Genomic DNA, 20085 nt, shown 5'->3' with positions numbered 1-20085 from the left:
GTCCGGATCAGCCGGCGGAACGGGCCCGCTCCGGACCGGTCAACGGGAGCCTCTACTCCGGATCAGCAGTGGAGAGGATCTGCGTCCTCCCGGCCCGGCCATCCGGCCACCCATACGAGCAAGGCGTCGAAACAGTGGCTGGCAATTGTCCAAATCACACATTCCCAATTCACAAGGTGAGGAAAGTTCAGTGGGAACTTTCACGACCCGAGCGTTCAGCGGAAGCACCTTACTCGCCAGACGAGGGCGACGCCCAAGGTTGACGCCGACCGAAGGCAGAGCCCTTCGAACTTCATTGCTTACTACTGGTGACATCACAGGTCCCCGGAGCCCGCAGGCAGCTACAGGAAGCTCTCATCTATACGCCATCGATGAGAGGGGGCGCGACGATCAGACCTAGATCCGCCAGTAGCTGGTGATGTTGGGAGTTCGTAGATCGTTGGAACGTGAGCGGGTGCCTGCCGTGCAGGAAGAATCGGGGTTACCACCACCAACCGATGACGTCCTGACGAGAGGCACCCACCGGGTGAAGAGACTACGCAGATCTGACMTTGGGGTTGTCCTTCCGCACCTGGCGGGTCTCGTTGTCGATCGGGTGGACCGGTCTGGTGATCGGCTGCGGTTACGGGCTCGTGTTCGAGGAGCTGCTGCTGCGTGCCCCGGGTGCGGAGTGCTCTCGGAGCGGGTCCACGGGCGGTATCGCCGCCGGTTGGTCGACGCGGCGATCGCGGGTGCTCACGTCGAGATCGACCTGCTGATCCGGCGGTTCCGCTGCCTGGCGGTGAGCTGTCCACGGGTGACGTTCGCGGAGCAGGTCGTGGGCCTGACACATCCGCATGCCCGGTTCACCCCGCTCGCCGACCGGTTGATCGAAGCGATCGGGTTGGCGTTGGCGGGCAGAGCCGGAGCACGCCTGGCCGGCAGGATGGGGCTTCCGGCTGGTCGGAACACGCTGCTGCGCCGGGTCCGGGCACTGCCCGACCCGCAGGTCGGGGCGGTGACGGTCCTCGGGGTGGACGACTTCGCGTTGCGCCGGGGTCGGGTTTACGGGACGGTCCTGGTCGATCTCGACAGCCGCTGGCCGGTGGACCTGCTGCCTGACCGGGAAGCGGCGACGTTCGCCGGCTGGCTGGGCATCCCGGTGCGCGGGTGATCTGCCGGGACCGGGCCGGTGCCTAYGCCGATGGCGCCCGTACCAGCGCTCCGGACGCGGTGCAGGTGGCGGACCGCTTCCACCTGTGGAGCAACCTCGCCGGATATGTCGAGACGACGGTGGCCCGGCACCGTTCCTGCCTGGCGGAACCGCCGTCCACCGAGCAGGCTGTGGACGGCCCGCGGGCGGACCTCGACGGYGCGGTGGCCGCGGCGCGGGACGCGCAGTTCGAGCAGCGGGCGTTCGTGCGACATGCCCGTGAGCGGTACGCCGCCGTCCAGGAGCTCAAGGCCGCGGGCGTGGGCATCAAACCGATCGCCGCCCGACTCGGTCTGGCCCGAGGAACGGTCCGTAAGTACTACCGCGCGACCAGCGTTGACGACGTTCTGGCGAAGGCCCGCGACGAGCGCGGCTCGATTCTGCGGCCGTGGGAGCCTTACCTCACCGGGCGGGTCAACGCCGGGATCACCAACGGCAGCCAGCTGTTCGGGGAGATCCGAGCCCAGGGCTACCCCGGGAGCAGAGCCGTCGTTCTGGCCTACCTGCGCCCACTACGCGCCGGCGGTGGCACCGCCGCACCCGCGGCACGGTAGGCTCCCAAGGTCCGCACCGTGACCCGGTGGATCCTCACCCACCCCGAGCACCTCAACGAGGACGAGACTCTGGCGTCGAAGACGATTCTCACGCGCTGCCCGGACCTCCAGCAGACCRCCGACCGCGTCACGGCGTTCGCGCAGATGCTCACCGGTCGTCACGGGGACCGGCTCAATGGTTGGGTCGACGCCGACGACCTGTCCGAACTGCACCGTTTCACCCGCGGTCTCCTGCGTGACCACGACGCCGTCCTCAACGGGCTTACCCTGCCGCACAGTTCCGGTCAGGTCGAAGGAGCCGTGAACCGCATCAAAATGATCAAGAGGCAGATGTACGGCCGCGCGAGCTTCGACCTCCTCCGCAAACGAGTCCTCCTCGCGACCTGACAGCGCCCGGGTCTACTTCGATCACAAGATCAGGGACAGATCCCGTTTTCGGAGACCGTTGACATCGGCGTTGGTGATCTTCCAAATCTCCGGCCTTCCGAGCCTGGGTCGGATGTCGATCCGGTCCATGTCGAAGGATTTGCCGTTGATGAGTTGCTGACCCGTGGCAGGGTGGAATTTATGCTGATGCTCCGTTGACGGCCCGCAGGCCATGTGATCGGGACGGCGGGTTGCGCAGCTTCACAGCCTCGTCAAAGCCGCCAGCCATGCCTGGGCGGCCCCCGGATTGAATGTCACGGCGATGCGCGAAGGAGCGAGTAGGTCGATGCGCCAGCCACCGGCGAAGCTCTCCCGCAACTCCCGCTCCGAGACCCGGTGCGGACCCCAGGTGCCTTGCTGCCGGTCGCTGAAGCACATCAGGAAGCAGCGTCCACCCGGACGCAGGGCCGCGCCGAGAGAGGCCACCAGCGCCACACGGTCCTGCGGTGCGAAGCAATGGAACAGCCCGCAGTCGAGCAGCGTGTCGAACTRCTCGCCGAGGCCTTCGAGCTCGAGGACGTCCTGGACCAGGAACCGAGCCTCCAAGCCGCGTTCTGCCGCCTTCTGCCGCGCCAGCGCGATACCGCTGGGAGCGGCGTCCACACCCGTGGTGTCCAGCCCGAGCTCGGCCGTCATGAGGGCGTTATCGCCACTGCCGCAGCCGACATCCAGCACCCGGCCCGTGAAGGCTCCTCGATGGGCGAGTTCCACGAACACGGGCTGAGGCCGCCCGATCTCCCAGCCGGCTCCCGGGGCTCCGGCATAGTGGGCCTCGAAGACATCGACACCGCTGTCCGGGCGTGTGCGCGCCGTGCCGGGCTCCTGTGTGGCTGACATCTCGGCTCCTGTCCGCTGCTGTCTCGTCCGCTACTTCACTCGGTGCGCCGCGGGAGCAGCCAGAGCCTTCTGATCCATGTCACGCACATCGTGACTCTTGTCAGGGCTGGGCGATGACGCGTTGTCGCAGGCCCTGGGGATCCGCAGGATCGTCGGTAGGTGRCTCGGAGGTCGGAGTTCCGGCTGGAGGCCGCAGCCGTTCGAGCCGGTCGGTGACGACCGCGCAGCCCTACAAGTCCGAACAGGTGTCGCAGCGTGACTGTCAAGACAGCAGAACCCAAGGTCCCGCCGTCGGACGACACGGTGACCGGTCTACGCCTCTTCACCCGCGGAACGGTCAACCCGCGATGGCTGGTGCGGACGGTCGTGCCGGCTGCACGAGAGCTGCGGGAGACCCACGGTGCCTCAATGGTCTATCTCCGACGCGGCTGGCTACACGGCCCGCATGTCGACCTCGTGGCGCGCGTGGACCAGGGCGGCAGCCCCCCGCCGTGGGACGAAATGGCCCACCGTCTCGATGCCGGCCCGCTCGACCCGTCAAGCGCGATCAGCGAGGAAACCTACCTGGAAAAGGCACGTGAGTTCGGCCGCCTGGAGCGGGTCCCCCCTCCCTACCTGCCGATGCGAGCGCACGGCACGGTCGAACGGCTCGGCCCAAGCGACACCGCGCGCTGGCCCGTGGCCCTCAACGCGCTCCGCGAGGTCGCCCTCGGCCGCCTGGACCTCCCCCTGATCGACACACTGGAGGACGTCGCCGAGCATGGGGCGCAGGCCGAAACCCGCGTACTGGAAGCCTTCGTGGCCCTCGCCGATGYGCACCACGCCGGCGTCGCCTACGGTGTGTTCTCGCTGCGCTCGCACGTGGAGGCTTTCCTGAGCTGGGCATCGGCCCGCAAGGATCCGCGTCCCGCCTTCCGGGCCAGGCTGGCGTCGGACGCGCCGCGGCTGCGCTCGCTGGTCGAGTCCGCCCTCAAAGGCGACATGAATCGCCACTACACCGCCTGGCAGACGGCGTTCRCCTACACGATGGGCGTCTTCGATCACGCCGTGCTCACCGGAGCACTGACCCTGGACGGGCTTGACGAACTCGACGGCGGCTTCGACCCCGCCACCATGGGCCCACCGGGACGGCCGTCGATGGCTGATACCGGGCCCAGCGACTTCCACCGGGTCATGAACGACTCAGGTGTGATCGCCGAGCCGCCGCAGTGGTTCGCCTCGTACCGCCTGCYCGTGAATCTCTTCTACCAGCAGCTGCCCCTGCTGAGCGTCTCCCCGCTGCACCGCTACTACGTCTGCTACGCCGTCGCCGAGACGGTCGACGAGGTGCTGGGGGAGTCCTGGCAGGAGCGGTTGGAGCGGAGGGCCAGCCGGGCATGACCGTACAGCAGGCGGAGTCGACCGCCACGTCCCCTGCCACACCCGCGGCAGGAGCCCTCGAGCCCCTGTGGGTGCTGCGCGTCAACCTGCTGCGCCGCACCCGGCTGAGCGACCCCGCGCTGGCCGCAGTGCTTGGTGACCTCCTTACCGCCGAAGCGACACTCGCGGCAGYGGCGCAGAAGTGCTCCGACGAGCTGCACGAGCTGATTGGCGCCACTACCGACCGCGAGGCACGCGGCCGGCTCATCGCATTGCGCCGAGACGTTCACAACGACCGCCGGCCGCGTAGCGGCACGGCCGTTACGCCAGCGGTGGACCAGTGGGCGGCGGCGCGGGACCGGCGCGACGCACTGCGGGCACGGATCGCGGACACCTATCCACAGGCCATCGCCCGGGAGCGGGAGGGGCTGGGTGCCCTGCTCGCCGACGACGACCTGCGCCGCGCACTGGCCCTGGTGGCGCCCGAGGTGTCGGACGGCGCCGATCGGTATCGCGCCGCACTGGCGGATTCACGTCCGCTGCCCGCGCGACTGCGCAAGTCGGAGCGTGGTCTGGTGCAGTACGTCACCCGGGCCATGATTCGCACCAGCCCGCTCTCCCGCTTTACCGCCGTAGGCGTGGCGGTGCCCGATGACCGGGGTCGGGCCCCCGACGAGATCCGCTTCGCGAGCGCCGTCCCCTTCATGGGGCTGGACCGGGTGATGCTCGGGTATGTTGCTGCCGGGCTGACCGCCCCGAGGGACGGCGTCGGGCTGGACCACTGGGTCCAGCTCCCACCGACGGCCGAGGTCGACGAGTCCTCCGCCCGGCTGTACTTCATGCGCCCCACGGCGAAGGGCATCCAGCGGCTGTCCACACCGGTGACAGGCCTTGCGCAGTCGGTCCTGGAAGCCACGGCCATGGGCCCCCGCCGTGTCGGCGCCATCGCCGGCCACATCGCAGAGCGGACGGAAGTCCACTACGACCAGGCGGTGCGAGCCATAGCACAGGCCGTGGGCGCGGGTATCCTGTGCACGTGCGACGGGCCGGAGGACGGGGACGCGCCCTACTCAGCGCTTCTCCACCGGCCCGACAGCCCGGTCGTCCGTCTTGACGATGTGGCCCGGCGGTTGAAAGTCATCGCCGACGCCCCGCCGGAGGACCGCGTGGCCGAACTGAGMCGACTGAGGAGCGCGCTGGCGGACGTCAGCCGTCATGCGGGTCGACCCGCGCAGATCCTCGTCGAGGAGGACTACGTCCTGCCGCCCCGGACAGTGGCCACCGTTGCCTGGCGCGACCGGCTCAATGACCTTGCCGCCGGCGTCGAACTGCTGTCAGTCTTCGACCGGCTCCACGATGTCCGTGCCCTGTTGTCCGCCGTGTTCGTGGAACGGTTCGGCCGCGGAGCCGTCGTTCCTCTGGCGGAGCACGCGGCGTACCTGGTCGCCGAGGTCTACCGGCACAACGGAGCCGTCGACGGCAAGGTACCCCCTGGTATCGGCCCGGCCGACGGCTCGCTCGACGAACTCCAGGTTCTGCGTCGACACGTCCTGGACAAGCTCTACGCTGACATCTCCCGAAGCGATACCGAGGAGGTGGTCTGGAGCCCCGGGCACGTGCGTGCACTGGCCACCGGACTGCCCGCACGGTTCCGTGCCGCACCACTGGCGCACAGCGTGCTCGTGCAATCCTGGAACGGGCACTTGGTGTTCAACGACGCATACGCCGGGCACGGCATGCTCTATGGCCGGTTCCTCGGCCCGGACCGGGACCTGGGCGGTGCCGCACTGCCCCATCTTGCCGAGCGGCTGCGACGGCAGTACGGCACGGACGGCCACCGRCTCGTTGAGGACCTCGGTCTGCACCGTCTCAACGTCAACGCCCACGCACCCGTCCTGTCCGACGGCCTGGTCCCGGACGACTGGTTCACCTTCCGGCTCGCCCATGACCCGGACACCGACGGTCTCACCGTGCTCGACGCGGAAGAACGGCCCACCCGTGTCCTCACCCTCGGCGCCGGGCACCCCGAACTGTTCCCGCCACCCGTACGGGTGGCTACCTGGCTCGTCAGCGGTGGACGGCTGATGGAGGACCTAATCGGTGGCTGGCACTCGACGACCGGATGKGACGGCGACTCGAGCCGGCCCTGTCCCCGGCTGCGCGTCGGTTCCGCCGTACTCTCCCGGCGCCGGTGGTACGGCGGCCGGGAAATGGCTGATGCCGTCGCGGCCGGGCCCGCCGAACATGACCGCCTGCTGGCCCTCACCAAGTGGCGTGCCCGCCACTGCATTCCGGCGGAGATCGTCCTGAAGACCCCCCTGGACGACGGCTACCGCCGCGAGRCCATCGCCTCGGGCGAGGACGCCCAGGCCCACCGGCAACGGCAGAAGCCGCAGTACGTGGACTTGCAGAGCGCCCTGAGCGTGCGGGTGCTGCCCAGGCTCATGGAACGGCGCAGCCCCGGATACCTGGAGGAGGCCCTGCCGGGCGTCGGGGACGGCCCGCACGCCGCCGAGTGGGTCATCGAGATCGGGCGCCCAGCGGGCGGAACGTTCCAGTACGGAGGAATGCCGGAATGAAGATAAAGTCGCGTACCTACCTGCATTACGCACCGGTCCCCGGCGGCGTGTACTTCAGTGGCCCGACAAGCCAGTTCGTCATGCGCGGGCCGGAGTTACTGTTCACCATCGCCGACCTCTGCGTTCCGCTGTTGGAGGAGGGCACAACCGAGGACGATCTCGTGCGTGCCCTGGGCACCGAGAAGGCCCGACCGGCGGTACGCAAGGTAGTCGACGGGTTGCTCAGCCACGACATGCTCCTGGACACCGCAGGGTTCACTGTGGCTGAAACCGGTATCGCCGAACGGGATCGCTTCCCCGAGGCGCTCGCCCACCTGGAGGCGTTTACTGACGATCCCTACGCGGCCTTCGCCGCCCTGCGGACCGCACATGTGGTGCTCTATGGYCCGGCGGCCGTGGTGTCCCCAGCCGCCCGGGGACTGGCCCGGGCAGGCGCCGGGCACCTGGCTTTGGCTACTCCCGATGGGGACCTCGACCCCGTGCGGGCGGTGGGGGAGCGCCTGGGAGCGCGGCTCCTCAGTGACCAGGAAGAACTCAAAGAAGCACTTGCCGAAGCCGACGCGGTGCTCTGGTRTCCCGGGGAAGACGGCGAGCCCGCCCCCCGGGTCTCCCTGCGGCCGGCCGGATGGCTGGTACCGGTGAGCCTGGGCGAGGCCACGGTCGTCGGACCAGTTCTCGACGCGACGGCAGCATCCGGGCAGTGGCCCGCGTCGGCGGAAAGAGCGCTGTCGTGGGCCCACAGGCACTCCGGCGGACCAGTCGCCCRGCCGGGGGCGGACAGGCTCGCGGGAGCGCTCGCTGGTCAGCTGTTGTTTGATGCCCTCACTAATTGTGCCGCTTCCGCCGAAGCGCATGTCGTCCATGGCGACGACCTAGCCGCCGACCGCGTCACCGAGCCCGGCGCACCGGCCACCCCGCTTCCCCTGGGCACGGTGGAACTGCTGGAGCGCATGCCCTACCCGTGCGGCAGGGCACCCGAGGCCGGCACATCCGCCGAAGCCCTCGGGCACGCCTTGGTCACCGCCTTCGGCCCGCACCGGCGCGAGCCGGAGAATCCGATCAACGACCACCGCGGCTATGCGTCCGTGCGCAGCAAGTTCCCCGTGCACGCCTTCGTAGCCGACCGCGAACGACGGCAGGTCCTGGATGTCCACCGCAACRCGCTGGTGGACCTCGCCGGCGCCAACCCCCCGCAGGACCCCTCGGCCGACGGCTGCGAGATCCTTCTGATCGGGCGGTACACGCGGCTGCCCGCGAGCTACCGGTGGTTCCGCGGCGCGCTGGTCCACCTGGAGATGGGCATCGCACTGCGGTCCCTGTGCCTGGCGTTGGAGTTGTTCGGCCTGTCCGGCCGGCTCCGGCTGCCGAACAGCGGCCAGGGGCGGCTGCGCGAGTTCGGCCTGCGCCCTGCCTGGGAGTGGACGCTGCCGCTGACCGTCGAACTGGCCGAACGACCGGCACCGGTGCAGACCACCGGGCGGGGCGCCGATACCGTTCCCGACCCCGTGCTCGCCGACGTCCTCGCCATGAACCGGGCCCAGACCTTCACCGAAGCGCCGGCCACCCTGGGACCCGCGGCGCCCAGCCAGGATGACGTGACCGCGGCAGCGGAGCGGTCCTGGGCCGAACTGCTGTGGTCACGCACGTCCGGACGTATGCCCCGAGGCCTGTATGGCATGAACGGTCGGCGGCGGGTACTCCCGGCTGCCGTGCTCCAGGACGCGGTGCGCTGGCTGGGCGTGCCCCCGCCCGGAGACGTCCTGCGGGGCGTGTCCAACGCGATCAGAACGACCGTCGTGATCCAGGGCATCGAGGGCCACCGCGACGGGGTGTACGAGGTCGCGGACGGCCACACCGTGCTGAAAGCGGCGGACACGACGGCTGCGGCCCGTCTCGAAGAGGTCTACGGCTACACTCTGGCACCGGGCAACGGTTGCGACGTTCGGCACGCCTCGATGATCTGGTTTCTCACGGTCGACCCCCGAGTCGTGGTCGACCGCTACGGTCCGGGCGGCTGGACCACGATCCAGTACGTGTGCGGCTGGGCGGCCCACGGACTGACGCTCGCGGCAGCCGGGTCGGGCCTGTACGCCAGGCCCGTACGGGCCTTTTATGAGGCAGCGGCACGGCGCGTCCTGGGTCTCGGTTCCGAGGAGATGGTCGTGCTGGCGGTGATCGGCGGAACTCCCGGATACCGGGGCCTGATGCTCGACCTGCGAAGCTGAGGGAGACACACGTGAACCGTACGATCGCTCCCGGCAGCCCTGTCCGAGCCGGAGACGTCCCGACAACCTGGCGGTCGTGGCATCTGCACCTGGGGTCCGTGGCCGGATCCCTTCATGACCGCGTACTCGGCGAGGTGATCGGCCCCACCGTCGACGACGTACCTGGCAAACCGTGGTTCTTCATCCGCTACTGGCAGGCTGGTCCACATCTCCGGTTCAGAGTCGGCGACTTGGACGACGACGAGGCGCAACAGGTCGAACAGTCCCTGCGGGAGCGGCTCGCGCGTGCCGGGACGCTGCGCGATGGCGAGGAGCCTCTCGACGCGGAGAGCCACCGGACCGCCGCTCGGCGTCTGGCTGCCACCGGCGGCGAGGCTGAGGACACGGCTGGGGGGCCGCTGCCGCCGGGAGTCCACCGCGCGGTGTTCGTGCCCGAGACCGAGYGGTACGGCGGGGCAGCGCTGATGCCTGGTGCGGAACGGCTCTTCCAGGTCTCCAGCGAGCTGGTCAGAACACATCTGCCGAGCCTGCCAGGCACCCGGGAGYGGTCGGCCGTCGCACTCCGGGCCACGGTGTCGGCGGGCGCTGCGCTGGGCGGACGTGGCGAGCAGGCCGACTACTACCACCAGGCGCTGCACGCCTGGCGCGGCATGGTGGCGGCCGGATTCGGCTACTCCGAGCAGCAGTTGGATCGACTCACCGGTGCGGACCGCCCGGCGCTGTCCACGGCGGGGGCATCGCGACGCGGGAGCATCGACCCCGAGCGCCACGGTGCTTTCGCCCTGTGGCACCGCCTCCTGACCGAACTCGCCGACACGGTACGCGCAACCGGCACGACCCACCCGGGCCGCATCGTGCTCTCCCACGTCCACATGTTCCACAACCGTCTCGGCCTGAGTCTGGTCGACGAACTGCAGACGTACGCGCGGCTCGTCCGGCTCTTCCCCCTGGACGCTCCCGTCGGCGGCCCGTCCGGCACGCCTGCCGCCCCCGACCCGCATCGCAGCGCACACGAGGGGTGATCATGGTCAACCAGCCGCTGGCTGTGCCAGCGCGGACCCCCGCGCCGCAGGCCGCCGAGGTGGTCGCTCGGGCCGTTGGCGTCACCCGGTGCTACGGCGGCACGACGGCCCTCGACGGCCTCGACCTCGAGGTGCGGGCCGGCGAGCTGGTGGGCCTTMTGGGGCCCAACGGAGCGGGCAAGTCCACCCTGATCCACGTCCTCACCGGTCTGCGTCGCCCGAACCGGGGTCGTTGTGAACTGTTCGGGCGGGATCCTCGGACCCCGGCGGGCCGGCGGTACATCGGAGTCACCCCGCAGGAGACCGGACTGCCCGAGACACTGCGCGCGCGCGAGGTGGTCGACTTTGTCGCGGCCCACTACCCGGCTCCGGAGGACCGCGATGCGCTGCTCGACCGCTTCGGGCTGACCGATCTGGCRCACCGTCAGACCGGTGGTCTCTCCGGCGGTCAGAAGCGCCRACTGGCCGTGGCCCTCGCCTTCGTCGGCCGGCCCCGCCTCGTCTTCCTCGACGAACCGACGACCGGCCTCGACGTGGAGGCCCGCCGGGTGCTGTGGGACCACATCCGCGCGTTCCACYAGGAAGGCGGCACGGTGGTGCTGACCAGTCACTACCTCGACGAGGTGGAGGCGCTCGCAGAACGGATCGTGGTCGTCTCCGGCGGGCGGGTGCTCGCCGACGGCTCCGTCACCGCGATCCGCGGGATGGTCGACGTCCAGCGCGTCAGCCTGGTGACCGCTTCGTTGCCGTCGCTTCCGGGCGTCATCAAGGTCGAGGAGATCGACGGACGCACCCACGTGCTGACCAGGGACGCTGACCAGTTCGTACGCGACCTGGTGGGCAGCGGCRCGCCCTTTTCGGGGCTGGAGATCCGGYCGACGACGCTCGAGGAGGCCTTCATGGCCATCTCGTCCGCCTGACGCCCCCGGCACCGCCGCGCCGTCCACCGTACGCGGAAGGAAAAGACTCCGTGTCCATGACCCTCCTGCATGCCCGTTACCAGATCCTTCAGACCATCCGCATCCCCATCGCGGTGATCGGCTCCGCGTTCTTCCCTGCGGCCTCGATGCTCTTCTTCGTGGTTCCGGCGACCGGCGACGACCCGGCAGGTGCGACCTACGCGACCGCTTCGATGGTCGTCTTTGCCGTCATGATCAGCAATCTCTTCGGGCACGGCGTCGGCGTTGCCGAGGACCGCGCCCAGCCCTGGGACCCTTACACCCGGACTCTTCCCGTCGGCCCGTGGCCGAAGTTCGGGGGCAGACTGATCTCCGGCCTGGTGATGATGCTGGTCTCTCTTGCCCCGGTGGTCGTCATCGCTGCCGTGGCCACGCCGGCCCGCATCTCGGCGGTCGGGTTCGCCGCGGCTGTGGGTGTCGTCGTCCTGGTCTCGCTGCCCTTCAGCCTGATGGGACTGGCCATCGGCTACCTGCTGCCTACCAAAGCGGCCCTCGCCGTAGTGCAGGTCGTCTTCTTCCCAATCGCCTTCGCCGGAGGCCTGCTCTCCGCCCCCGGCAAGGCTCCCGGCTTCATCGAGACCATCGCTCCGTACGTGCCGAGCCGTGGCGCGGTCGAACTCATGTGGGCGGCCGTCGGCGACTTCAGGCCGAGTACCACATCCCTCATCGTGTTCGTCCTGTGGTCGGTGGTCCTCGCGGCCCTCGCGGTCTTCGCGTATCGCAGGGACGAGGGCAGGCGGTTCCGCTGACCGGGCAGATCGAGGGGCGTCCACCCAAAGGCGGACGCCCCTTCGCGTACCGGATCCAACCAGCCGCCGTCAGAGGGCGCCGGCGTGCGGGACTCGGACACGCTCCAGCAGTTCACGGACGACCTCCGAGGTCTCCGCTCGGTCACTGCCGACGCCGAACACCTGGAAGTCGGGGCGGATCAGCGCGGCCCGCGCGCCCATGCCGTCCAGCCAGGCCCGCAGGAATCCTCCGGCGTCGGCGACGGACTCCCACTCCTTGCTGACGGTTGGGGCCGCGCCCGCCGGCAGGACCTGTACCAGGCGGACACTCCGGTCCCGAAGTCGCTCGGCCAGCCCCGCCTCCAGCAGTGCCTCCGGCACGCCGAGGGCCAGCAGGACGAAGTCCTGGCCCAGGATTTCCAWGCGCGGCTCCGGAGAGCCGACAGCGCCCAGCCGCACCTCGGGGACACGTCGTCCGGTGCCTCGCCCCGGAGCGCCGTCGGACAGGTGGTGCGCGAACCGTCCGTCCATAGCCTGGCCTGGCACAGCGTCGGTGCCGTGTCCCGACGTCGACTTCCCGGATGTCGCCGGCGTCGCGCGGGCCAGCAGTGCGCGGTCCCGTTCGGCGGCCGCCGCCGGATCGGTCACGCAGATGATCCGGCCCAGCTGGGTGGACATCTCGAYGGTCTGCCGGGCCTGCGGCGCGCGCTCCGCCTCGTAACTGTCCATCAGGTTCTCGTCCGCGCAGCCCGCCAGGATCAGGTCGAGTTTCCATGCGAGATTGGCCGCGTCACCGATGCCCGAGCACATGCCCTGCCCTGCGAACGGCGGCATCTGGTGGGCGGCGTCGCCGGCGAGCAGGACGCGCCCGCGACGCCAGCGGTTCGCGACACGCGCCGCAAACGTGTACACGGCATGCCGCACGAGCGTGGCGTTGGCAGGCGTGACACCGAAGAGGGACAGCAGGTCCCACGCCTTCGCCACCCCGGCGAACTCCTCGGCGGACTCGCCGGCCAGCCGCATGAACTCCCAGCGCCTGCGGCCAGGGCCCGCCGAGACGGCGACGCGCGGCCGGGCTGGATCGGCGTACTGGACGTTGCACGCGGGGAACTCCTCCGGATGGTGCGGTACGACGTCGCAGGCCATCCAGTCGTGCGAGAAGCCGTAGTCGGTCAGCGACGCGCCCATGGCCGTACGGACGAAGCTGCCGGCACCGTCGCACCCCACGACCCAGCGCGCCCGAACCGTACGGCCGGCACCGGACCCGGTGTCCCGCAGCCCTACTTCGACGTGGGACGCGCGCGCCACGAGCCGGAGGGCCTCCTGTCCCCGCAGCACTCGCAAGGAGGCACACCGCTCCCCGTGTTCGRTCAACGCCGCCTCCAGCCGCGGCTGGTACATCGATGTCGAGTCCGGCCAGCGATGCTCGTCTCCGGGGCTTAGGCCGATGCGCAGGAGTGTCCGACCGGYGCCGTTCACAACCATGTAGTCCGGTGACGGCTCTCCGATGGCACCGAGTTCCGCGCGCAGTCCGGCCGCTGCCAGAACGCGGGCCGCCTGTGYGTCGAAGGCCACGGCGCGTGGGAGGGGGTAGGGGTGCGGCTGCCTCTCGGTCACCGTGACCCGCCAGCCTCGCCGGGCCAGCAACAGGGACAGAAACTGGCCGACGGGCCCGTAGCCGACCACGAGCACGTGGCAGTCGTCGGCGGATCCGCCGGACTCCATACCTGTTCGGGTGGACGGCAGTGCGCCGTTCATCTATCGGTCCTCCGTATCTGGCCCACGATCGCACACCGAAGGCAGGCCAGATTCATGCTAACTACCTGGACTTCTCTCTGCCCTTTTCTGCGACACGACAAGTGATCGGCGTAAGGTCAGGAGYGACAAATGTCAGCACCCCATACGGCTGCGGTTGCGTTCCGTACCGATCAGACCGCAGAATCACATTGTCGGCCTACAGGCTGACGCAATCCATGATGAAGGAGAGAACAATGAGCGCTCTCGCCAGCGAGAAGCCCATGGACGACAAGCTGTTCGCCGGCTTCGACATCGAGGAGCTGGAGGTGCTGGAGGTCTCCGACAGCGTCGCGCTACCGGAGATGGGTGCGTCGTCTGGCTCAGGCATACTCTGCTGCTCCTCGTCGTCGTCGTCGTCATCCTCCTGCTGCTGACCTCAGTAGTGAGCGGTGCGCCTGTCCGGACCATCTGCCCGGACAGGCGCACCGTCGTCAAGACCCGGACGGGTGGAACCATGACCAGTTACACCGGCGCCTTCTCTTTGGAAATCCCGGATTTATGGAAAAACCATGAGAACTGCGCTTTCCRTATTCTTTACGGACTGGTCCAGAGGCCGAACTCGCTCGTGGTGCGCTGGCGTGACAGAGAAATCACGGCCGAGCTTCTCGCCGAGCTGATCCTGAATGCTGCAGAAACCTTCCTGCAATGCGGTGCCGGCCCACGCGAAGCCATTGCCGTCCTTGCATCGTCCAATCATCCGGCGATGCTCGTCTGCCGATATGCGGCACACCTCATCGGGGCATCCGTCGTCTACGTCCGGGCCGCCAACCCCCGCACCGACGCCGAAATGCTGTCGCGCCAGGTGCAGTCCCGGATCCTCGAGGAGGTCGGGGCCCGCGTCCTGGTCGTCGACGCATCACACATCGACCGGGGACGAGCTCTCGTGGCGTCCGCCACGACGCTGCTCACCCTCGTGACGGAAACGTACCCCGCGGTGCCGCTCGACACAGGTCGTACGCCCCGGCTGCCTGATCTTCCCCCGTACGACGGCGACGCGCGTGCTCTGGTCACGTTCACCAGCGGAAGCACGGGACAACCCAAGAGCTTGTCTCAGTCGTACCGCACCTGGAACGCGACCGTCCGCGGGTTCTCCGGCCGGACCGATACCCACCTACCGTCGCGGATCCTGGCCGTGACGCCGGTCAGCCACACTGTCGGCTTCATGGTCGACTCCGTCCTCGCCGCCGGTGGCAGCGCGGTCCTGCATGAAGGCTTTGACGCCGGCACCGTGCTCAGCGATGTCGCCAGGCACCGGATCACCGATACCTATCTGGCCGTTCCGCACCTGTACCGCCTGGTTGAGCATGAGGACCTTCCCCGCACCGATGTGTCGTCCCTGCGTCGGCTCATCTACAGCGGCACCCCGGCCGCGCCACGTCGGATCGCGCAGGCGGTCCCCTGCTTCCGCGACGCCATCGTCCAGCTCTACGGCACGACGGAAGCGGGCGGCATCTCCAGCCTCACGCCGCTGGACCACCAGGAGCCCGAACTCCTGCCGACGGTCGGGCGGCCCTTCCCCTGGGTGCAGGTCCGCATGTGTGACCCGGACACCGGCGCTGAGGTGGAGCGAGGCCACGTGGGGGAGGTGTGGACGTACTCGACAACAGTGATGGACGGCTACCTGGAGACCGGCGTCCCCACGCACAGCACTCTGCGAGACGGCTGGCTGCGCACGGGTGACCTCGGCTACTGGGACCAGTACGGCTATCTGCGGCTGGTCGGCCGGGTCGGCCAGGTGATCAAGGCCGGCGGACAGAAGGTTTACCCGACGGCCGTCGAGTCGGCGCTCCAGGAGCATCCCGACGTGYGGCATGCCGTTGTCTTCGGCGTCCACGACCGGGACCGGATCGAGCACGTGCACGCCGCAGTCGTCCTGGCACCCGGTTCCTCGGTCACAGACGAGGAGCTGAGTCGCCATGTGGCCGCCACGCTCGACTCGGCCCATGCACCTGCGCACTTCAGCCGATGGGCCGAGATCCCGCTCACCGCGTACGGGAAACCGGACCGAGCGTCACTGCGTTCCCGAGCGGAGCGGGAAGCGCTGGGCGGCGGGACAGTGCAGAGAGGAAGGGCACTGTGACAGAACAGCACTTCGCCCGTGCGCTGAGGATGGCCCGGCTCCACCGCTGGCACCCCGCCAGRCTGGCGATCACACCGCTCGACCACTCGATCAGCGACGGACCCGTGGTGCCGCGCGGCACCACCATCGACGGCCTCGCAGGTCAGCTGGTGGAGGCCGGCGTGGACGCCATCGTCGTCCACAAGGGCAGCCTCCGGCACCTTCGTCCCGCCCGTCTCACCGRCATGTCGGTGATCGTCCATCTCAACGCAAGCACCGCTCACGCACCCGATCCGGATGCCAAGTACCTGGTCACCGGAGTGGAGGAAGCGCTCAGGCYGGGTGCGGACGCAGTCAGTCTGCACGTCAACCTCGGCTCCCTCGACGAACGCCAGCAGATCGGGGACCTCGGCCGGGTCGCGGAGCGCTGCGAGCAGTGGAACCTGCCGCTGCTCGCGATGATGTACCCGCGCGGGCCGCGGATCAGCGACCCGCATGATCCGGAGCTGATCGCGCACGCGGTCACACTCGCCGTGGACCTGGGCGCGGACCTGGTCAAGGCCCCCTTCCCCGGGTCCGTCCCGGCCCTGCGCGACCTGACGGACGCCTGCCCCGTCCCCCTGCTGTGCGCCGGCGGACCCCGCCGCAGTGAGGACGACGTTCTGGCGTACGTACGCGACGTGCTGCACGGCGGGGCCGCCGGCGTGGCCATGGGCCGCAGCATCTTCCAGGCCGACGACCCGCGGCGGATGGCTGCGGCGGTGGCCCAACTGGTCCATGCGGAATCCGAGCCTCGTCTCGAACCGACTGCAGAAGGGCAGCGAAGTGAACGCAAGGAAGCTGTGCTGGCTTGACATCCGCGAGGCCGGCGAAGCCCGGGCCGCAGTCCTCGATGAGGCTGTGCACCAGCGGATCGACGGCATCGTGAGCGACGATCCGGCGGACCTCGGCGGGCTGCCGCCCACGGTCCGCAAGATACTTCTCTATGACGGCCCCACAGCCGAAGCACCAGAGACTCCTAACCTGCCAGGCGTCCTGCTCGCCGCGAAGCTCGCAGGCCACGGGCACGTCATCGTGGACGGCACGGTCATCGAGACCGACCGCCTCCGTACGCCCGGCCCGACGACAGGCGTCGACCTGTGGTGGTCGGGGAAGCACCACCACCACGGCGGCAACATTCAGGTGGTCTCCGCCCCGGACGACGGCTGRCCGCTGTGGACCTCCGACGTCCGCCCCGGCCGTGAACACGACTCCACCGCCCTGCGCGCCTCCGGCGCCCTACCGGTCCCGGCGGACTGGACCACCGACGGCGGTGAGATCCTCACCGACCTCGGCTACGAAGGGCTACGAGACCAGGTCACCATCCCTGCCAAGCGAGCCAAGGGCGGCGGGCTCACCCTCGACCAGCAGAACCACAACAGGACCCACAACCCGCTACGCGCCGTCGGCGAACGCGCGAACGCCCTGCTCAAGGTCACCTTTCGCGCGCTGCGGAACGTCACCCTCGACCCCTGGAAGATCGGCCAGATCACGAAGGCCGCCCTCGTCATCCTCCACACCGAACACGGCCGCACCACCTGACAGCCACCACACAAACATCCCACCGCTGCTACACAGCGCAACAGGCGGTTACCGGGAAAGGCTCACTGAGGCGCTTTGCGCCGGTCATCGTCGAGACAAGCGAGGTCGACAGGATGTACCRCAGGCTGTAGATCGCTCCCTTCGCCTTACGTGGGTCGGGAATTTCGCCGAGCATCGCGAGCAGGCTGGAGATGTCGAGCTGCTCGCAATCGACAGGCTCGTTGGACATGCAGGGGTYAGGCTGGCATGATGTCACGTGGTGGCCTTCTGTCTTGGGGGTTTGTTTGGTGGTACTTACATTGTCCCAAGCGGAAGGCCACTTCTTTCTCAACGGGGAGCCTGCATCCCGTCAAGCATTTCCAGATAATCGCGTGCCCAGTGACGCCAAATGCGCCGTCGAATCACGGTCGGCGCCAGGTCAAGTTGCTATGGCACGAATCCACGACGAGCTTTAGCGACAATCAATCGCCCATCGGATGCCCAGAAGTGATCACCAGGCAGGCTACCAACAGCTACCAACTATGACGCTGCGCTACCTCGCCGGAGCCCTGGGGTTATGCCGAGATCAGGTAGCCGTTCACCGCCCTGACCAGGCAAATCACAGCCAGAGCCGGCATAACCCGGACCTCGGCATAAGCGGACGACTTCGTCGTCATGGTCCACGGCACCCGGGAACACGTCGACGCCCTGCACGGCCAGGTGAGCAGAGTCCTGGCGGGAATGGGGCTCGCCCTGTCCCCKGCCAAGACCCGGATCGTCCACCTCGCGGACGGGTTCGACTTCCTCGGCTTCCGCATCGTCYGGAAGCGGAAGCGAGGAACGGACAACTGGCACGTCTACCCCTTCATCGCCGACGAACCTGTCGCGTCGCTGAAACGGAAGATCAGATCACTGACCCGGAAGTTGTCGCATCTCGACTACAGAATCGCACTGATCCGGATCAACCAGATCCCGCGCGGGTGGGCCGCTTACTTCCAGCACGCGGTCGCCAAGCACACCCTGGCCCGTCTGCACACCTTCGTCTGGTGGCGGATGATCCGCTGGGTGATGCACCGGCACCGCCGGAGCTGGACGGCCATCCGGCGATGGCTCCGGACTCCGCACGGAGGACGGAAAGACATCGAACTGGACGGGATGACGCTGTTCCACCTCGGCCAGGTGCCGATCACCCGCTACCGATACCGAGGCGGCAACATCCCCACCCCCTGGCCGGATGCCCTGACAGGCCCAACCCCGACGGCATGATCGAGTGGAGAGCCCGGTGCCCGGAGACGGGCACGCCGGGTTCGGCGGGCGGACCGGGGAAACCCACCGGGAGCAACCCCGGCAGGGCGCCCCGGTCCGACCCAACAACCTCGCCGAGGCCGTCCGCCAGAAGGTCGCCGCGCACAGCACCTGCCGGGCCAAGGCCGCACCACCGCCGATCCGCGAGGGCGCCCGGGCGATAACCACCCGCGAACGCTGGGCGCAGGTCCACAACCTGCTCGACAAGGGCGTCGGCCTGCTGGAGTGCTCCCGCCGCCTCGGCCTCACCCTGAACACGGTCACACGCTACGCGCGGATCAGTGAGCCCGAGCGTCTCATCCGGGCACCGCAGTACCGTCCTACCCTCGTCGACCCCTAGCGCGACCACCTACGCCAGCGGCGTGAGCAGGACCCAGCAGTCCCCGTTCTCCGCCTGTTCGCCGAGATCAAGGATCTCGGCTACACCGGTAACCTCAACCTGCTCTACCGGTACATCACCCAAGGCCGGGTCGAGTCGGACCGGCCGGCGATCTCGCCACGACGCCTTACCCGCCACCTGCTCACCGCCCCCGACCAGCTCAAAGACCACCAGCGGGAGCTGCTCGACACCCTCATGGCCGCCTGCCCGGAAATGACCGCACTCGCTGGGCTCGTACGGTCCTTCGCGGCCATGCTCACCCCCGCCGACGGCAACGCCGAACGGCTGACCGCCTGGATCAGCCAGGCACGGACTGAAGACCTGCCCCACCTGCACGCCTTCACCCGCGGACTCGAGCTGGACCGCGACGCCGTCAACGCCGCCCTGACCTGCGCCTACCACAACGGCGGGACCGAAGGCGTCAACAMCAAAACCAAACTGATCAAGCGTCAGATGTACGGACGAGCAGGGTTCGCGCTCCTCCGACATCGGATCTTGCTCGGCTAACGTTGCCCTCCGTCACCACCGAATCTGCGACAGAGCCGAGAACTTGACAGCACCGTCGACCGCGATCCCCGGCCTCGGCCACCGACAGCCCTCACCCGTCGGGTCGCCGGGGCCCTCGGCGGCGACCCAGGCCGCGACCCCGGCCAGGCCGCTCTCCCCACACAGCACCGCCGCGCACAGCGACAGCACCACCGGCAGCCGGTGACGTACCCCGCGCGGGTCCCGCGGGTCCGGGATCTGCTCGAAACATTCCGCCACCGGCCCGCCCGCCGTGGCCAGCACCGCCAGCGCCTCCTGCGCTTCCCCGGCCGGGTGGGACACCTCTGCTGGCTTGCGAGACTGGACGGGCAACGGGGCCTCCCGGGGGTGAGATCTAGGCAATCCCGTCCCTACCGGGCCCCGTTGCCTCCATCCCCGGGAACACGCCCACAGGCCGCCCAGCGCCTCACCCCGGGACACCCAACCCCACCACGATCACCATCAGCCACCGGGGCGGCGTCACCTAGGGCCTGTTCTGGGTTCGGATCATGGGGTCGGGAGGCTGCGTAGCCAGAGGATGGATCCGCGTAGGTGGAGTCCCGCGGCGTAGCTTTCGGG

Annotated in this window: 17 protein-coding genes and 2 pseudogenes; 15 read left to right on the top strand and 4 right to left on the bottom strand. The window is 69.0% G+C overall.

The window, feature by feature from the left end; all coding sequences use genetic code 11:
• Positions 1-670: 670 nt before the first annotated feature.
• The 3 genes from Manayef4_RS25480 (at position 671) to Manayef4_RS25470 (ending at position 2133) form a co-directional block, all read left to right on the top strand.
• Positions 671-1153 (top strand): ISL3 family transposase, encoded by a 483-nt coding sequence (locus Manayef4_RS25480; RefSeq protein WP_023841534.1) that lies wholly within the window; start codon positions 671-673, stop codon positions 1151-1153.
• A 65-nt stretch (positions 1154-1218) separates the two neighbouring features.
• Positions 1219-1746, top strand: coding sequence for a hypothetical protein (locus tag Manayef4_RS25475; RefSeq protein WP_254665737.1), 528 nt, complete (start codon positions 1219-1221; stop codon positions 1744-1746).
• An 18-nt stretch (positions 1747-1764) separates the two neighbouring features.
• Positions 1765-2133: a transposase gene (locus tag Manayef4_RS25470; protein WP_254665736.1), complete on the top strand. Its 369-nt coding sequence runs from the start codon at positions 1765-1767 to the stop codon at positions 2131-2133.
• Positions 2134-2373: 240 nt separating this feature from the next.
• Here the strand turns inward: Manayef4_RS25470 and Manayef4_RS18750 are convergent, their stop codons facing one another.
• Positions 2374-3009 carry a class I SAM-dependent methyltransferase gene (locus Manayef4_RS18750; RefSeq protein ID WP_070132586.1) on the bottom strand — a complete coding sequence of 212 codons (636 nt, stop codon included), beginning with the start codon at positions 3007-3009 and terminating at the stop codon, positions 2374-2376.
• A gap of 255 nt (positions 3010-3264) precedes the next feature.
• On the opposite strand from Manayef4_RS18750, the gene Manayef4_RS18745 reads away from it, so the two are divergent.
• From Manayef4_RS18745 to Manayef4_RS18720, 6 genes are read left to right on the top strand one after another with little or no spacing between them, the layout of a single operon-like run.
• A complete protein-coding gene (locus Manayef4_RS18745; protein WP_175443428.1) occupies positions 3265-4389 on the top strand; it encodes a hypothetical protein in 1125 nt (374 codons plus the stop codon).
• On the top strand, positions 4386-6947 hold the full coding sequence (locus Manayef4_RS18740; RefSeq protein ID WP_070132584.1) for a lantibiotic dehydratase: 2562 nt from the start codon (positions 4386-4388) through the stop codon (positions 6945-6947). Before Manayef4_RS18745 ends, Manayef4_RS18740 begins: the two co-directional genes overlap by 4 nt.
• Entirely contained in the window at positions 6944-9172 is a 2229-nt protein-coding gene (locus Manayef4_RS25465; RefSeq protein ID WP_217494138.1) for a hypothetical protein, read from the top strand. Before Manayef4_RS18740 ends, Manayef4_RS25465 begins: the two co-directional genes overlap by 4 nt.
• A gap of 11 nt (positions 9173-9183) precedes the next feature.
• The gene (locus tag Manayef4_RS18730) at positions 9184-10194 is read left to right on the top strand and encodes a thiopeptide-type bacteriocin biosynthesis protein (RefSeq protein ID WP_070132582.1); all 1011 of its coding nucleotides are present in this window, start codon (positions 9184-9186) and stop codon (positions 10192-10194) included.
• A gap of 2 nt (positions 10195-10196) precedes the next feature.
• Positions 10197-11114 carry an ABC transporter ATP-binding protein gene (locus tag Manayef4_RS18725; protein WP_070132581.1) on the top strand — a complete coding sequence of 306 codons (918 nt, stop codon included), beginning with the start codon at positions 10197-10199 and terminating at the stop codon, positions 11112-11114.
• A 50-nt stretch (positions 11115-11164) separates the two neighbouring features.
• Positions 11165-11902, top strand: coding sequence for an ABC transporter permease (locus tag Manayef4_RS18720; protein ID WP_011438564.1), 738 nt, complete (start codon positions 11165-11167; stop codon positions 11900-11902).
• A 69-nt stretch (positions 11903-11971) separates the two neighbouring features.
• On the opposite strand, the gene Manayef4_RS18715 is transcribed toward Manayef4_RS18720, so the two are convergent.
• Entirely contained in the window at positions 11972-13639 is a 1668-nt protein-coding gene (locus tag Manayef4_RS18715; protein WP_083282557.1) for a bifunctional 3-(3-hydroxy-phenyl)propionate/3-hydroxycinnamic acid hydroxylase, read from the bottom strand.
• A gap of 233 nt (positions 13640-13872) precedes the next feature.
• Here Manayef4_RS18715 and Manayef4_RS18710 point away from each other — a divergent pair, with 233 nt between their 5' ends.
• The 4 genes and pseudogenes from Manayef4_RS18710 to Manayef4_RS18695 form a co-directional block, all read left to right on the top strand.
• Complete coding sequence (locus Manayef4_RS18710; protein ID WP_023841539.1) at positions 13873-14052, top strand: thiazolylpeptide-type bacteriocin; 180 nt, start codon at positions 13873-13875, stop codon at positions 14050-14052.
• An 80-nt stretch (positions 14053-14132) separates the two neighbouring features.
• Positions 14133-15758, top strand: coding sequence for a fatty acid--CoA ligase family protein (locus Manayef4_RS18705; RefSeq protein ID WP_139140143.1), 1626 nt, complete (start codon positions 14133-14135; stop codon positions 15756-15758).
• Positions 15755-16591 carry a 2-amino-3,7-dideoxy-D-threo-hept-6-ulosonate synthase gene (locus tag Manayef4_RS18700; RefSeq protein WP_083282555.1) on the top strand — a complete coding sequence of 279 codons (837 nt, stop codon included), beginning with the start codon at positions 15755-15757 and terminating at the stop codon, positions 16589-16591. The genes Manayef4_RS18705 and Manayef4_RS18700 overlap by 4 nt, the downstream gene beginning before the upstream one ends.
• 127 nt (positions 16592-16718) lie before the next feature.
• A pseudogene (locus Manayef4_RS18695) lies at positions 16719-17318 on the top strand (transposase family protein); the annotation flags it as partial.
• Positions 17319-17346: 28 nt separating this feature from the next.
• On the opposite strand, the gene Manayef4_RS18690 reads toward Manayef4_RS18695, so the two are convergent.
• Positions 17347-17547, bottom strand: a complete 201-nt coding sequence (locus tag Manayef4_RS18690; protein ID WP_070132574.1) for a hypothetical protein — start codon at positions 17545-17547, stop codon at positions 17347-17349.
• Positions 17548-17972: 425 nt separating this feature from the next.
• Here Manayef4_RS18690 and Manayef4_RS18685 point away from each other — a divergent pair, with 425 nt between their 5' ends.
• Positions 17973-18563, top strand: coding sequence for a group II intron maturase-specific domain-containing protein (locus tag Manayef4_RS18685; protein ID WP_070132572.1), 591 nt, complete (start codon positions 17973-17975; stop codon positions 18561-18563).
• Between the two features lie 130 nt (positions 18564-18693).
• Positions 18694-19488: pseudogene (locus Manayef4_RS23435) on the top strand (transposase); the annotation flags it as partial.
• A gap of 12 nt (positions 19489-19500) precedes the next feature.
• On the opposite strand, the gene Manayef4_RS26490 reads toward Manayef4_RS23435, so the two are convergent.
• Positions 19501-19839 (bottom strand): transposase family protein, encoded by a 339-nt coding sequence (locus tag Manayef4_RS26490; RefSeq protein ID WP_083503475.1) that lies wholly within the window; start codon positions 19837-19839, stop codon positions 19501-19503.
• Between the last annotated feature and the right edge of the window lie 246 nt (positions 19840-20085).

The organism is Frankia sp. CgMI4, assembly GCF_001756285.1.
GTDB classification, from domain to species: domain Bacteria; phylum Actinomycetota; class Actinomycetes; order Frankiales; family Frankiaceae; genus Frankia; species Frankia casuarinae.
Note: the sequence above shows the minus strand (reverse complement) of the source record. Positions and strands in the feature narration are given on the sequence as shown.